At 65.7% G+C, this 14,414-nt stretch carries 12 protein-coding genes; 8 read left to right on the top strand and 4 right to left on the bottom strand.

The genetic code is table 11. The features are described from left to right. The first annotated feature begins 148 nt into the window (after positions 1–148). The 3 genes from O3298_RS06730 to O3298_RS06720 are packed head-to-tail and all read left to right on the top strand — an operon-like array spanning position 149 to position 5,370. The gene (locus O3298_RS06730; RefSeq protein WP_180278680.1) at positions 149–766 is read left to right on the top strand and encodes a YfiR family protein; all 618 of its coding nucleotides are present in this window, start codon (positions 149–151) and stop codon (positions 764–766) included. Continuing rightward, positions 767–2,797 carry an ATP-binding protein gene (locus O3298_RS06725; RefSeq protein ID WP_099666382.1) on the top strand — a complete coding sequence of 677 codons (2,031 nt, stop codon included), beginning with the start codon at positions 767–769 and terminating at the stop codon, positions 2,795–2,797. Beyond that, a complete protein-coding gene (locus O3298_RS06720; protein WP_099666383.1) occupies positions 2,794–5,370 on the top strand; it encodes an EAL domain-containing protein in 2,577 nt (858 codons plus the stop codon). The genes O3298_RS06725 and O3298_RS06720 overlap by 4 nt, the downstream gene beginning before the upstream one ends. Positions 5,371–5,373: 3 nt before the next feature. On the opposite strand, the gene thiL is transcribed toward O3298_RS06720, so the two are convergent. Next, positions 5,374–6,354 (bottom strand): thiamine-phosphate kinase, encoded by a 981-nt coding sequence (thiL, locus tag O3298_RS06715; protein WP_305058825.1) that lies wholly within the window; start codon positions 6,352–6,354, stop codon positions 5,374–5,376. Between the two features lie 88 nt (positions 6,355–6,442). On the opposite strand from thiL, the gene O3298_RS06710 reads away from it, so the two are divergent. Next, the gene (locus O3298_RS06710; RefSeq protein WP_305058824.1) at positions 6,443–7,036 is read left to right on the top strand and encodes a hypothetical protein; all 594 of its coding nucleotides are present in this window, start codon (positions 6,443–6,445) and stop codon (positions 7,034–7,036) included. Positions 7,037–7,038: 2 nt separating this feature from the next. Here O3298_RS06710 and O3298_RS06705 read toward each other — a convergent pair whose 3' ends face one another. After that, positions 7,039–7,560, bottom strand: a complete 522-nt coding sequence (locus tag O3298_RS06705) for a MarR family winged helix-turn-helix transcriptional regulator (protein ID WP_099668348.1) — start codon at positions 7,558–7,560, stop codon at positions 7,039–7,041. Between the two features lie 125 nt (positions 7,561–7,685). On the opposite strand from O3298_RS06705, the gene O3298_RS06700 reads away from it, so the two are divergent. From O3298_RS06700 to O3298_RS06685, 4 genes are all read left to right on the top strand, one after another. Then, the gene (locus O3298_RS06700; RefSeq protein ID WP_369811491.1) at positions 7,686–8,873 is read left to right on the top strand and encodes an MFS transporter; all 1,188 of its coding nucleotides are present in this window, start codon (positions 7,686–7,688) and stop codon (positions 8,871–8,873) included. 40 nt (positions 8,874–8,913) lie between these two features. After that, positions 8,914–9,507 carry an SMI1/KNR4 family protein gene (locus tag O3298_RS06695; protein WP_305058823.1) on the top strand — a complete coding sequence of 198 codons (594 nt, stop codon included), beginning with the start codon at positions 8,914–8,916 and terminating at the stop codon, positions 9,505–9,507. Then, positions 9,491–9,859: a hypothetical protein gene (locus O3298_RS06690; protein ID WP_305058822.1), complete on the top strand. Its 369-nt coding sequence runs from the start codon at positions 9,491–9,493 to the stop codon at positions 9,857–9,859. The genes O3298_RS06695 and O3298_RS06690 overlap by 17 nt, the downstream gene beginning before the upstream one ends. Positions 9,860–10,051: 192 nt before the next feature. Further along, a complete protein-coding gene (locus O3298_RS06685) occupies positions 10,052–12,370 on the top strand; it encodes an NADP-dependent malic enzyme (protein ID WP_099666388.1) in 2,319 nt (772 codons plus the stop codon). Between the two features lie 53 nt (positions 12,371–12,423). Here the strand turns inward: O3298_RS06685 and O3298_RS06680 are convergent, their stop codons facing one another. Next, on the bottom strand, positions 12,424–13,293 hold the full coding sequence (locus O3298_RS06680) for a hypothetical protein (protein WP_305058821.1): 870 nt from the start codon (positions 13,291–13,293) through the stop codon (positions 12,424–12,426). Between the two features lie 69 nt (positions 13,294–13,362). Next, a complete protein-coding gene (locus tag O3298_RS06675; protein ID WP_099666390.1) occupies positions 13,363–14,199 on the bottom strand; it encodes a universal stress protein in 837 nt (278 codons plus the stop codon). Positions 14,200–14,414: the final 215 nt, after the last annotated feature.

The raw sequence follows: 14,414 nt of genomic DNA, 5'->3' as shown, positions 1-14,414 counted from the left end.
ACAGCGAAAATGCGTACACTCTTTTATACATTTGCTACCACTTCGGGCCGGCAGGCGCTCTGTCGCTGCGCCACCCTGGTGCGCATCGCTCGAACAGGCCAGCGGCATGGTGCCGCGCCTTCGTATGCATTATCTTTACTCGGTTGTCATGGCAATTCTGAACTGGACCTGGTGGCGTCATCCTGGCCCCCTGCGCCACCCCGCGCGCGGCGCCGGCCGCCGCGCTCACCGCTGGGGCTGGCTATTGCTGCTGTTGGGCGTGCTGTGCGCGGAGACGCGGGCACAGGTGCCGGGGGAGCTGGAGCGCCAGGTCAAGGCCGCGTATCTGTACAAGTTTGCCGGTTTTGTCGAATGGCCCGACGGCAGCTTTGCCCGGCCCGACGCGCCGCTGGTGATCGGCGTGGCGGGCGCCGATGCGCTGGCCGAGCAGCTCGAACAGAGCGTGGCCGGGCACAGCGTCAACGGCCGCGCCGTGCAGGTGAAAAAAGTGCGCCGCGGCGAAACGCTGGCCGGGCTGCACGTGCTGTACCTGGGCGCGCTGGAGAAGGCGGCGCTGCAGGAGATGCTGGCCGCCAGCCGTGGCCTGGCGTTGTTGACGGTGTCCGATTCGGATGAGGTCTACGCGATGGGCAGCATGATCAATTTTGTGATGGCCGAGGACAAGGTGCGCTTCGACGTGGCCCTAAAACCCGTGGCGCAGGCGCATATCCGCATCAGCGCGCGCATGCTGCTGGCCGCCTACCGCGTACAGACGGGAGGCGCCTAGATGATACGACTGCGCTCCATCCGCCACAAGCTGATGTCGGTGGTCTTGCTGACCACCCTGGTGGCCCTCGTCATTTCGCTGGGCACCATCGTCGTCTACGACTTGCGCGCCTACCACCGCAACCTGGTGGCCGATATCAGTACCCAGGCCGAGCTGCTGGGGCACATGAGCTCGGCTGCGCTGGCCTTCGACGACGAACGCCTGGCGCTGGAAAACCTCAACCTGATGCGCATCCGCCCGCGCGTGACGGCCGGCGCCCTATACAAGGCCGATGGCAGCCTGTTCGCCAGCTATCGCGCGAACCAGAATGTGGGCGAGCTGCCGGCGAAGGTGGGCAAGGAAGGCGAAAGCATCCAGGGCACCTCGGTGGAGCTGTTCAAGCCCATCGTCGACAATGGCGAACTGCTGGGCACCGTGTATTTGCGCGCCGACTACGAGCTGGCCGGCCGCACGGCCGATTACCTGGCCATCGCGCTGGGCGTGACGGTGCTGGCGCTGCTGGTGGCCTTGCTGCTGCTGCGCCGCCTCGATTTCGTCATCACGCAACCGATCCTCGATATCGCCGATGTGGCGCGCGAAGTGATCGAGACGGGCGACTATTCGCGCCGCGCGCGCAAGCTCAGCGTCGACGAAGTGGCGCAGCTGGTCGATTCCTTCAACAAGATGCTGGCCGAGATCGAGCTGCGTACGCAGGCGCTGGAGCGCTCGAACGGCGAGCTGGCGCGCGAAGGCGAGCAGCGCACCCAGGCGCAGCAGGAAGTCATGCGCCTGAACCAGGAGCTCGAAGTGCGCGTGCACGAACGCACGGTGCAGCTGGAAATGACGAATGGCGAACTGGCCATGGCGATGGAAGAGGCGCGCAGCGCCAACTATGCCAAATCGGCGTTTTTGTCGTCGATGAGCCATGAATTGCGCACGCCGCTCAACGCCATCCTGGGCTTCGCGCAAATCCTCAGTTCCGACCGCTTGCCGTCGACCCTGGAGCAAAAGAAGGAGTTCGCCGGCCATATCCTGAAATCGGGGCGCCACCTGTTGACCTTGATCAATGAAATCCTCGACCTGGCGAAGGTGGAATCGGGCACGGTCAGCCTGTCGCTCGAACCGGTGGGCCTGGATGCCATCTTGCAGGAATGCCGCGACATGATCGCGCCGCTGGCCAGCCAGCGCGGCATCGGCATGGCCTTCCCCGACGCCTGCCCCCTGAACGTGCTGGCCGACCGCACGCGCCTCAAGCAGATCTTGTTGAACCTGCTGTCGAATGCGCTCAAGTACAACCGCGAGCAGGGCGAGGTGAGCATCGCTTGCGCACCGCAGGCGGGCGGGCGGGTGCGCATCAGCGTGCGCGACACGGGCGTGGGCCTCGACGGCGAACAGGTGGCGCTGCTGTTCCAGCCCTTCAACCGGCTGGGACAGGAGGGCGGCACGGAAGAAGGCAGCGGCATCGGCCTGGTGGTCACCAAACGCCTGGTGGAACTGATGGATGGCAGCATCGGCGTGACGAGCGCGCCCGGCGAGGGCAGCACGTTCTGGATCGAGTTGCGCGTGGTCGATGCCTTGCCCGCGCCTGCCACCCTGGCCTTGCCGCGGCCGGACCTGGCCGGCGCGCTGCTCGAGCACAGCGCACCCGTGACCTTGCTGTACGTGGAAGACAATCCCGCCAACCTGACCCTGGTCGAGGAAATCGTGCGCTATTGCCCGCAATTGCAGCTGCTGACGGCCACGGATGGCCGCCTGGGCGTGGAAATGGCGCGCACGCACCTGCCGCAGCTGATCTTGATGGATATCAACCTGCCGCACGTGAACGGCACGGACGCGCTGAAACTGCTGCGCGCCGATCCCCGCACGGCGCACATTCCCGTCATCGCCCTGACTGCCAACGCCATGCCGGGCGACGTGGAGCGCAGCCTGGCGCTGGGCTTTTACCGCTATCTGACCAAGCCGATCAACCTCGATGAATTTACCGAGGCGATCAACAGCACTCTGGCTTACGTGGCGCAGCAGCGCCGGCAGAAGGGAACAGGCGCGCCATGATCAGCCAGGCCGATATCTACGCGGCGAAAATTCTCATCGTCGACGACCAGGAAGTCAATCTGCGCCTGCTCGAGCATTTGCTGCAGAGCGGCGGCTACACGGCCGTCACCAGCACCCTCGACGCGCGCGCCGTGGCCGGACTGCACCAGCGCCAGCAGTTCGACCTGATCATCCTCGACCTGGCGATGCCCGGCATGAGCGGCTACGAGGTGATGGATGCCTTGCGCCCGCTGGAACTGGAGGGCTATCTGCCCGTGCTGGTGATCGCCGCCGACCCGGACGCCAAGCTGGCGGCGCTGGAAGCGGGGGCGCGCGACTTCATCAGCAAGCCGTTCGACGCGCTCGAGGTGCTCACGCGCATCCGCAACATGCTCGAAGTGCGGCTGCTGCACCGCGCCGCGCGCCACTACAACACCTTGCTCGAACGCACGGTGGGCCAGCGCACGGCCGAACTGCAGCGCTTTCGCGGCGCCATGGACGCCACCACCGACGCCATCTTCCTCGTCGACGTGCTGGGCATGACCCTGGTCGACGTCAACGATGGCGCGTGCCGCCTGCTCGGCTATGCGCGCGCCGAACTGCTGGCGCTGGCGCCCGGCACCTTGCTGCCGTCGCCGCCGGCCCCGCCCCTGGCCGGGCTGCCGGGCGGCCCGGCGCACCTGGCCACGGAAGTGACGGAATGCGAACTGGTGCGGCGCGACCTGAGCCTGATACCCGTGGAACTGGGCTGGCACTGGTATGCGCAGGCGCCCGTGGCGGGCGGGCAGGGCGCGGGCGGCCTGCTGCTGATCGCCGTGGCGCGCGATATCAGCGAACGGCGCCAGGCGCAGGAGCGCCTGAAGCACCTGGCCCATTACGATGGCTTGACGGGGCTGCCGAACCGCAGCCTGTTTTACCAGACCCTGGCCCAGGCCGTCGAACTGGCGCAGGAAAAAAGCTGGCGCATCGTGGTGCTGTTCATCGCGCTGGACCGCTTCAAAAGCATCAACGACACCCTGGGCGCGGCGCTGGGCGACGAACTGCTGCGCCAGTTCAGCAACCGCCTGGTCGAATGCGTGCGCCTGCGCGACACGGTGGGCCGCCTGGGCAACGACGAATTCGCGCTGATTTTGACCATGAGCCGCAACCAGCAGGAAGCCGTGGCCGTGGCGAACCAGGTGCGCGAAGCCTTGCGCGCGCCATTCGACTTGCGCGGCCATGCGGCCACCCTGACGGCCAGCATCGGCATCGCCATGTATCCGGACGACGCCACCGACCCGGAAACCCTGATCAAATACGCGAATACGGCCATGGGCGGCGCCAAGCAGGCGGGCCGCGACGGCTACCGCTTTTTCACGGCCGGCATGAACGTGCAGGTGCTGGCGCGCCTGGACCTGGAACTGGCGCTGCGCCATGCGCTCGAACACGAGCAGTTCATCCTGTACTACCAGCCCAAGGTGGATTTGCGCACGGGCCGCATCAGCGGCGTGGAAGCGCTGCTGCGCTGGCGCCGTCCCGGCTACGGCCTGGTGGCGCCGGCCGAATTCGTGCCGGTGCTGGAAGACACGGGCCTGATCGTGCGCGTGGGCGCCTGGGTGATCCAGGCCGCCTGCCGCCAGATCGCCGAGTGGCGCGACAGCGAGGTGGGGCCCGTGCACGTGGCCGTGAACGTGTCGAGCCGCCAGTTTGCCGAAGGCGACCTGGAAGGCGAGGTGACGCGGGCGCTGGCGCTGCACGGCGTGGCGCCGGAATTGCTGGAGCTGGAATTGACGGAAACGGCGCTGATGTCGAACGCCGAGCGCACCATCGTCGTGCTGGGCAAACTGAAGAAAATCGGCGTGAAGGTGGCCATCGACGATTTCGGCACCGGATATTCTAGCCTGGCCTACCTGCAGCGCTTCCCCATCGACAAGCTGAAGATCGACATCGCCTTCGTGCGCAACATCACCAGCAACCCGAACGACGCGGCCATCGCGCTGGCCATCGTCAGCATGGCGCATAGCCTGAAACTGAGCGTGGTGGCCGAGGGCGTGGAATCGCGCCCGCAGCTGGAATACCTGCGGCGCAACCGCTGCGATGAAATCCAGGGCTTCTATTTCAGCCGCGCCCTGCCGGCGCTGGAACTGGGGCAGATGATCGTCGCCGGCGCCGGCCTGCCGCCCGGTCACGACCCGGCCGCGCAGCCGGCGCAAACCCTGCTCATCGTCGATGACGACGTCAACGTGCTGTCGTCGCTGCACCGCCTGTTCCGTCCCGAGGGGTATCACATCCTCACGGCCAGCACGCCGGCCGAAGGTTTCGAGATGCTGGCGCTGCACCGCGTGCACGTCATCGTCTGCGACCAGCGCATGCCCAGCATGAGCGGCACGGAATTTCTCAGCAAGGTCAAGGAGCTGTACCCGGAAACCATCCGCATCATCCTGTCCGGCTACACGGGCCTGGAAGCCGTGCTCGACTCGATCAACCGCGGCGCCATCTACCGTTTTTATACGAAGCCGTGGGACGACACCCAGCTGCGCGACAACATCCGCCTGGCCTTCCAGCACTACTGGATGGTGAACCAGCCGGGGCTGGCGCGGGTGGCGGTGCGGTAGAACTTAGTCGCTGAAGTGGTCGAAGGACGATAAGCGCAGGTCGAGCGGCTGCCCCGTTGCATCCACCAGCCGCAGGCCCGCCTGCGCCTCGATGCTGCCCACGCGCGTGACGGGCGTGCCGCAGCTTGCCGCCAGGGCGGCGATGGCGTCGCGCGACGATGTCGGCGCCGTGAAGCACAGTTCATAGTCGTCGCCGCCGGCGGCCGTGTAGCGGCGGCGCACGCTGGCCGCTTGCCGCGCCAGCACGGGGCCGGCGGGCAGGGCGTCGACGTCGAGGGTGGCGCCCACTTGCGACGCTTTCAATATGTGGCCCAGGTCTCCCGCCAGGCCGTCGGAAATGTCGATGGCCGCGTGCGCCAGGCCCGCTTCGGCCAGGGCGCAGCCCAGCGCCACGCGCGGCGTGGGCGTGTGCATGCGCGCGGCCGCAGTCAGCAGGTCGGCGGGCGCCAGCTCCTGTTCCATGCGGTAGCCGGCCAGCGCCAGGCGCGCGTCGCCGATCGTGCCGCTGACCCAGATATCGTCGCCCGCCACGGCCGCGCTGCGGCGCAGGGCCTGGCCCGGCGTCAGTTCGCCAAACACGGTGATGCAGATATTTAAGGGGCCCTTGGTGGTGTCGCCGCCGATGAGTTCGCAATCAAAGGCGTCGGCCAGCGCGAACAGACCGTCGGCAAAGCCGGCCAGCCAGGCGCGTTCCGCCTGCGGCAGGGCCAGGGCCAAAGTAAATGCGACGGGACGCGCGCCCATGGCGGCCAGGTCGGACAAATTCACGGCCAGGCTTTTGTGGCCCAGCATGCGGGCATCGGCGCCGGCAAAGAAGTGCCGGTCCTCGACCAGCATGTCCGAGGAGATGGCGATCTGTTTGCCCGCGCCGGGCGTGAGCAGCGCGCAATCGTCGCCGATGCCCAGGGTGGCGCGGCCGGGGCGCTGGCGCACGAAATATTGTTTGATCAGGTCGAATTCGGAAAGCGCGTCGTGTGGGGCCATGGCGTGGACTGTTCGTTGAATGATGGTGTGGCCCGGCTATTATAGGCTGGCCTACAATACCCGTCTTTGCCAGCCTTGTTCATTTTCTATGCCCTTCCACGATATCCACGCCCTGATGCAATCCTATCTTGACGACGGCTGGCTGCGCGAACCGCAGGCCGTCGGCCTGGACACGTTTACGGCGCCGGAACTGCTGGCGCGCGGCTTTGATGAACTGTGCGACGGCGGCCAGCTGTGCCTGTATGAGGACGAACGTTACTTCCGCCGTGCCGGCCGCGCCGTGCAGGCCTCGTTCAAGGTGTATCTGCAGCAGGGCCGCTTGCACGCGAACGGGCTGGAGCTCGGCTATCAAGTGCGCCTGGCCAGCGTGCTGCGTGCGGCGCGGCGCCCCCTGCCGCCGTTCCGGCTGCTGCTGGAAAGTGGCGCCCACAGCGGGGCGCTGCTGTTCGACAGCGGCCTGGTGCTGCAGTTCGCGACCAACCTGCATGGCGCGCCCCGCCATTATTTCCTGACCCTGGTCGAGGGGCAGTTGCCCGATCCCGGTGCGGGCGAACTCGACCTGCGCGCCGCCAGCGAGGGCCACGTCCAGGCCCTGTATGGACACTGCGCGCCGGAAGAATTGCAGCGCCAAGCCCGGCGCGGCCATGCGGCCCTGCGCGAGCTGGCGCGTCTGCTTTCCTAAACTTAGACTTTCTTCGCCTGCGCCATGCCGTGCAGCAGCTTGGCCAGCAACTGGTCGAGCTGGCGCTGCTCGTCCGAGTTCAAAGCTGAGAGCATCGCGCGCTCGTTGTCCACGTGCAACAGCACCAGCCTTTCAATCAATTCCAATCCCCTTTGCGTCAGGGCCACCAGCACGCCGCGCCGGTCCGTCGGATGCTTCCGGCGTTCGATCAGGCCGGCCGCTTCCAGGCGGTCGATGCGGTTGGTCATGCCGCCCGAGGACAGCATGGCCGCCTCGTACAGGGCCGTCGGCGTCAGCGCATATGGCGCGCCCGAGCGGCGCAGGGTGGCCAGCACGTCGAATTCGCCCGGCTGCAAGCCGTGTTCCGCAAACAGGGGGTTGAGCCAGTCGCGCGCCATCAGCTGGGCCACCGTGCCCAGCTGGCCCACCAGCTGCATGGCGTTCGTATCCATCTGCGGCAGTTCGCGCTGCCATTGTGCGGCGGCAAATTGCGCGCGCGTGTGTTCTTGCGGGGTATCAGTCATGGCGTCATCCATTTATCTCGACATGAAGATACATTTCTATCTTTATGTTAAGATACTTTTCATCGAGTTATTTTATATGACGCATTAAACCATGTGCCTCCCAGCGAGGCAAGGACTACTCTCCCATGCCATCCGAACGCCCCGTCTCTTTCTCGCTTCCCTCGTCCGCCCTGGTGGTGGCCGCCATCATCCTGCTGGGCCTGAACCTGCGGCCCATCCTGGCCGCCATCGGCCCCTTGCTGGACAGCATCCAGGCCGGCACGGGCCTCAGCAATGCCGACGCGGGCTTGCTCACCACCGTGCCCGTGTTCGCCATGGGCGTGTGCGCCTTGCTGGGCGCGCAGCTGCAGCGCCGCCTGGGCGTGGCGCGCGGCATCGGTATCGGCATCGCCATCATCGCCTGCGCCTGCGCGCTGCGCTGGCCCCTGCACGGCAGCGGCGGCCTGATCGCCACGGCGGCCCTGGGCGGCCTGGGCATCGCGCTGGTGCAGGCGCTGCTGCCCGCCTTCATCAAGCGCCATTTCCCTGCGCGGGCAGGGCAGCTGATGGGGTTTTATACGACGGGCATCATGGGCGGCGCGGCCATTGCAGCCGCGTCCGCCTCACCGCTGGCGCAGTCGCTGGGTTGGCAGGCGCTGCTGGCCCTGTGGGCGTTGCCCGCCGTGGCGGCCGCGCTGCTGTGGCGCCGCGCCTCGGCTTCGCGCGTGGACGTGGCCGGCGGCGCGGGCGCCAGCCTGCCCGTGGGCAGTGGCCGCGCCTGGCTGCTGATGGTGTTTTTCGGCATCGGCACGGGCGCCTACACGCTGGTGCTGGCCTGGCTGCCGCCGTTTTATACGGAACTGGGCTGGAGCGCGGCCGACAGCGGCCTGCTGCTGGGTGGCCTGACCCTGGTGGAAGTGCTGGCGGGACTGGTCATTTCCAGCGTCATCCACCGCTTTCCCGACCGCCGCATCCTGCTGCTGTCTGTCCTGCTGGCCGTGCTGGCCGGCCTGGCTTGCCTGATCGTGGCTCCCGCGCAACTGGCGCTGCCCGCCGTGATATTACTGGGCTGCGGCATCGGCGCCCTGTTTCCCCTGTCGCTGATCGTCAGCATGGACCATGTGACGGACCCGGCCGGCGCCGGCGCGCTGCTGGGCTTTGTGCAGGGCGGCGGCTACATCATCGCCAGCAGCATGCCCTTCATCGCCGGCCTGATCCGCCAGCATTCGTCCAGCCTGGCCCAGGCGTGGATGGTGATGGCCGCCGGCGTCGTGGTCTTGCTGCTGATCGCCGTGCGCTTCGCACCCGGTGCTAATCTGGCCCCGTCGCGTTAGCGTGCGCTTGCCGGGTGCCGGCAGCTGCTATATTTCGCCCATGAACATCGTCGACCATTATTTGGCAGGCTTGCGCCAGGCCATGCCGCCGGAACCGCTGGCGGAGCTGGCGCTGGCCAGCGGCGCCAGCGCGGCGCAACTGGCCAGCCTGCGCCAGGTGTATCCGCTGTGCCCGGACAGCCTGCTGCGCTTGCTGGGCCAGTACAACGGCACCTATTATCAGGAGTATCCCGGCGGCACGGTGCTGGTATACATGCTGGGCTCGGACGTGTTCGAGTATCCGTATTACCTGAGCTCCGTCGAGCAGATCCTCAAGGACGGGCAGGCGAACCAGCGCAGCATCGCCGACATCTACGGCCTTTACCTGGAAGACGATCCCGGCATCGTCGACGCCCGCATCGACGCCGGCATCCGGCAGGGCCAGCGCCTGTGTTTTTCGCATTGCATGAACAATGGCGGCTCGTCGCGGCTGTATATCGATTTCACGCCCACGGCGTCGGGCAAGGTGGGGCAGGTGGTGCGCTTCCTGCACGATCCCGACAGCTACCTGGTCATCGCCGACAGCTTCGACGCTTATCTGCAGATGCTGATCGATGACGGCTATGCCTTCCTGACCGATGAAAATTTTGAATAACCGGGCCGCGCCGCCGTCCCTGCTGCCCGCCAACCGCCGCATCGTGCTGTCCGGCGAGGATGCGTTGCGCATCCTGCGCGAGATCGAATTCCTGCTGCAGTCGCTGCAGCACATCGGCCGCCATTATTATCCCGACGGCGACGATGACGGCGCCGATGCCCTGCGCCGCGCGCAGTATTGCGCGGAGACGACGCGCTTCATCGACGCGCAGCAAGCGACGACGCGCCTGGCGCTGATGCGCCGCATTTTGTCCGCGCCGTTCGACGGCACCCTGGGCGTGGACGACATGGACGATATCGAGCGCGCCGTCGCCGCGCTGCCGCTGTGGCGCGCCGCCGATATTCCATCATAAAAACTAATTGAAATCTAAAATTTGATAGTTTTTCCTGTTCGGGACGTTTGTGCCGCCGCACGGCCTTACAATGCTAGGTTATGCGTTTTCGTGATATCAGACTGTGGCTAGCGGAAAATACCTAGCTAATTGAAAGAATCGGTCTGATAAAATCCGGAACACCCGATCGACCAAACAGGAAGGCAGCACAGCATGGATTCGTCATCTGATAAAAAAGAAGAATTGCGTCAACAATTGCGCTTGGCCGCACTCGAGTATCACGAGTGCCCGCGCCCCGGCAAAATCAGCGTGACGCCGACCAAACAACTGACCAACCAGCGCGACCTGGCGCTGGCCTACTCGCCAGGCGTGGCCGCTCCCTGCGAAGAAATCGTCATCGATCCGGCGAATGCCTATAAATATACGGCGCGCGGCAACCTGGTGGCCGTCATCACCAACGGCACGGCCGTGCTGGGACTGGGCAATATCGGCCCGCTGGCCGCCAAGCCGGTGATGGAAGGCAAGGGCGTGCTGTTCAAGAAGTTCGCCGGCATCGACGTCTTCGACATCGAAATCAACGAGATGGACCCGGACAAGCTGGTCGACATCATCGCTTCGCTGGAACCGACCTTCGGCGGCGTGAACCTGGAAGACATCAAGGCGCCCGAGTGCTTCTACATCGAGCGCCAGCTGCGCGACCGCATGAAGATTCCCGTCTTCCATGACGACCAGCACGGCACCGCCATCATCGTCGGCGCGGCCATCCTGAACGGCTTGAAAGCCGTCGGCAAGAAGATCGAGGATTGCAAGCTGGTCGTGTCGGGCGCTGGCGCCGCGGCGCTGGCCTGCCTGGACCTGATCGTCGACCTGGGCTTCCCGCTGAAAAACATCTACGTCACCGACCTGGCTGGCGTCGTCTACAAGGGCCGCACGGAACTGATGGACCCGGACAAGGAACGCTTCGCGCAAGACACGCCGCTGCGCACCCTGGCCGAGATCATCCCGGACGCCGACATCTTCCTCGGCGTGTCCGCCGGCGGCGTGCTGAAGCAAGACATGGTGCGCAAGATGGCGCCGAACCCGCTGATCCTGGCGCTGGCCAACCCGAATCCGGAAATCCTGCCGGAAGAAGTCAAGGCCGTGCGCAGCGACGCCATCATCGCCACGGGCCGTTCGGACTATCCGAACCAGGTCAACAACGTGCTGTGCTTCCCGTACATCTTCCGCGGCGCCCTCGATTGTGGCGCCACCACCATCACGCGCGAGATGGAAATCGCCGTCGTGCACGCGATCGCCGACCTGGCGCATGCCGAGCAGTCGGACATCGTGGCCACCACCTACGGCATCAGCAACCTGTCGTTCGGTCCTGAATACCTGATCCCGATGCCGTTCGATCCCCGTTTGCTGATCAAGATCGCACCGGCGGTCGCCAAGGCGGCCGAGGATTCGGGCGTCGCCACGCGTCCGATCAAGGACTTGCAAGCGTACGCAGACAGCCTGCAGCAATTCGTCTACCGCAGCGGCACCTTCATGAAGCCGCTGTTCCTGATGGCCAAGTCCACGCCGGCCGAACTCAAACGCATCGTCTACGCCGAAGGCGAAGAAGAGCGCGTGCTGCGCGCCGTGCAAGTGGTGGTCGATGAAAAACTGGCGCGTCCCATCCTGGTCGGCCGCCCACCGGTGCTCGAAGCGCGCATCCAGAAGTTCGGCCTGCGCCTCAAGCAAGGCGTCGACTTCGACGTGATCAACCCGGACTTCGACGAGCGCTATCGCGATTACTGGAATACGTACTACGCCATGACGAGCCGCAAAGGCGTCACCGAGGAATACGCTAAACTGGAAATGCGCCGCCGTCACACCCTGATCGGTTCGATGATGATCCACAAGGGCGACGCCGACGGCATGATCTGCGGCACCTTCGGCACCACCCAGCTGCACCTGAAATACATCGACCAGGTGCTGGGCAAGCGCGCCGGCAGCAATGTCTATGCCGCCATGAACGTGCTGATCATGCCGGAACGCCAGCTGGTGATGGTCGACACGCACGTCAATGAAAACCCGGACGCCGACCAGTTGGCCGAGATCACCATCATGGCCGCCGAAGAGATGACCCGTTTCGGCCTGTCGCCGCGCGCGGCCTTGCTGTCGCACTCGAACTTCGGTTCCAGCGACAGCGCCTCGGCGCAAAAGATGCGCGCCGCGCTGGCCATCATCAAGGAACGCGCGCCGGACCTGGAAATCGACGGCGAAATGCACGGCGATACGGCCCTCGACAGCAAGCTGCGCCAGAAAATCATGCCGAATTCGGCACTGAAGAACGACGCCAACCTGCTCGTCATGCCGAACATCGAATCGGCCAACATCGCCTACAACCTGGTGAAGACGGCGGCCGGCAACGGTATCGCCGTCGGTCCGATCCTGCTCGGTTGCGCCAAGCCAGTGCACATCCTGACGCCATCGGCCACCGTGCGCCGCATCGTCAACATGACGGCCCTGTGCGTCGTCGACGCCGTGGCGCAGCGCAAAGCCTAAGGGTTTAGCTGCCGCCTGAAAGCCGCGCCATCCGCAAGGAGGCGCGGCTTTTTTTACATGGGCGGCACGGGCAGGGCCGCGGCGGGCGGATGGCGGCGCAGGTAGTAATGGCGGTACAGCATGATCTCGCCCCATACCAGCAGCAGCGCCGCCAGCGCGAACAGGCCCAGCGTGATCTTGAGCGAATTGAAATAGGCGCCGGCTTGCCGTTTGATGGCGTCGATGAAAATCATCGGCACTGACTTGTCGAGTTTGCTGAAGTCGGCATGGCGGGCCACGTCGGTGGTCAGGCGCACGGCCAGGTCGGTGCCCAGCGCGGCCAGCTCGCCCGTTGCCTGGCCACGGAAGTTGGCGCCCTTGAGCGCTTCGCCGAGCAGGCCGACCCTGGCGATCAGCTGTTCCTGCAGCACCTGCGTCAGCAGCACGCTGCCGCGGCGCAGAATGAATTCATTGATCCAGCGCGCCTTGCTGCGTTCCCAGTAGCTGCCGGACGTGGGCTGGTAATACATGCCTTGCACGAACGGTTCGAGCAGGCTGCGCACGCTGATGGGCTGGCCCGGGGCGATCAGCTTGACCTGCTGTTCCAGGTAGACGCGCAGCGCCGGCATCTGCGCCTCGACCACGGGCTGCAAGTCGCGCTCGAGGGCCTGGTTGACCACGCGGTGCACGCTGTGCACGGCGCCAAACCCGGCACCGAGGAGCGGCAGCGCGAGCAGGATCAGTACATAGCTGAGCTTGGCGGCCACATGCCAGGCGCGGGGACGGCGCACCAGCAGGCATTTTCTGGCCAGCTGGTAGCAGATGCCGAGCGCCAGCACGAAGCCGGCCGCGCTGCACAGCAGCATCCACGGCAGGGCGGTCCACAGCAGTTCGCCGCCGAACGGCACCAGGCTATTGCCCCAATTGAGGAGTTGTTGGTTCATGTACATTGCTTTGATATGGATAAACAGGCAAGTATACCCATTGTGCAACGACATGGAGCGCGCTTGGTGTCAGTGCGCCATCAGCACCGGCAAGGTCATCTGGCGCAGCACGGTTTCCGTCACGCCGCCCAGCAGGATTTCGCGGAAGCGCGCGTGGCCGTAGCCGCCCATCACCAGCAAGTCCGCATGCACTTCGGCGGCCATGGCCAGCAGCGCCGCGCCGATGTCGCCCGTGGCGACGGCCGGGCGCACTTCCACGGGCACGCCATGGCGGCTCAGGTAGGCGGCGATGTCGGCGCCCGGATGGCGCGCCGGCTGCGCGTGGCCGACCGGCGGGTGCAGCAGGGCCAGCACCACCAGGCGCGCCGCGCGCAAGAGGGGCAAGGCGTGGCCGATGGCGCGCGTCGCTTCCATGCTGCCATCCCAGGCCACCACGACCGTGTTGTCCACTTGTGCGAACTGGCCGCTGCGCGGCACGATCAGCACGGGACGGGCCGCGTTCAGCATCACGTAGGGCACCAGGTCGCTCATGGCGCCGGGCAAGGCTTCGCTGTCGTCGTGCTGGCTCAGCACCGTCAGATCGCTGTAGCGGGCGCTGACGGCCATGCCGCCATCCTCGTCGTCTTCGATCAGGCGCCGCTCGAGCGAGGCGGCGCCGGCCTGGCGCGCCAGCGTCTCGAACTGGTCGAGCGCCTGTTCCGCCTGCCCATGCAAGGCTGAAATCTGCGCCGCCACGGCACCGCCGCGCATGCCGCGGTTGTTTTCCAGGGTAAAGCGCGACATGCCCGTCATGGCGGCGCCGATCAGGTGCGCCTGGTGCGCGTGCGCCAGCCGCGCCGCGATGGCGATGCGCTGCGGCGCATGGCGCGACAGGTCGGCGTGGACGAGGATGGATTTGTAAGCCATGTTGTCACTCGGTAGTCAGGATGGCAACAAGGCTAGAACGGCAACACGGGCAAGTCCAGCATTGCCGTGCTGGCCGGGGTTTTTCTTATGCTGGGCTTGATGTAAGTCAAAAAAAGAGAGGCCAGGGCCATCTGCAAGTGCGCAGCCAGGAAAGTGCAAGCTGTTTGATGTGCATCAAAATGCCTGCCCCGCCGCCAGCCATAATGGCATTGAAC

It is taken from the genome of Janthinobacterium sp. SUN137, from assembly GCF_030587265.1.
GTDB classification, from domain to species: Bacteria; Pseudomonadota; Gammaproteobacteria; order Burkholderiales; family Burkholderiaceae_D; genus Janthinobacterium; species Janthinobacterium kumbetense.
The sequence above is the reverse complement of the archived record's forward strand: the minus strand, read 5'-3'. Positions and strand labels throughout refer to the sequence as shown.

Coding starts and splice junctions, on each gene's coding strand:
- O3298_RS06730 (WP_180278680.1), top strand. CDS start 149: ATGGCAATTCTGAACTGGACCTGGTGGCGTCATCCTGGCCCCCTGCGC.
- O3298_RS06725 (WP_099666382.1), top strand. CDS start 767: ATGATACGACTGCGCTCCATCCGCCACAAGCTGATGTCGGTGGTCTTG.
- O3298_RS06720 (WP_099666383.1), top strand. CDS start 2,794: ATGATCAGCCAGGCCGATATCTACGCGGCGAAAATTCTCATCGTCGAC.
- thiL (WP_305058825.1), bottom strand. CDS start 6,354: ATGGCCCCACACGACGCGCTTTCCGAATTCGACCTGATCAAACAATAT.
- O3298_RS06710 (WP_305058824.1), top strand. CDS start 6,443: ATGCCCTTCCACGATATCCACGCCCTGATGCAATCCTATCTTGACGAC.
- O3298_RS06705 (WP_099668348.1), bottom strand. CDS start 7,560: ATGACTGATACCCCGCAAGAACACACGCGCGCGCAATTTGCCGCCGCA.
- O3298_RS06700 (WP_369811491.1), top strand. CDS start 7,686: ATGCCATCCGAACGCCCCGTCTCTTTCTCGCTTCCCTCGTCCGCCCTG.
- O3298_RS06695 (WP_305058823.1), top strand. CDS start 8,914: ATGAACATCGTCGACCATTATTTGGCAGGCTTGCGCCAGGCCATGCCG.
- O3298_RS06690 (WP_305058822.1), top strand. CDS start 9,491: ATGAAAATTTTGAATAACCGGGCCGCGCCGCCGTCCCTGCTGCCCGCC.
- O3298_RS06685 (WP_099666388.1), top strand. CDS start 10,052: ATGGATTCGTCATCTGATAAAAAAGAAGAATTGCGTCAACAATTGCGC.
- O3298_RS06680 (WP_305058821.1), bottom strand. CDS start 13,293: ATGAACCAACAACTCCTCAATTGGGGCAATAGCCTGGTGCCGTTCGGC.
- O3298_RS06675 (WP_099666390.1), bottom strand. CDS start 14,199: ATGGCTTACAAATCCATCCTCGTCCACGCCGACCTGTCGCGCCATGCG.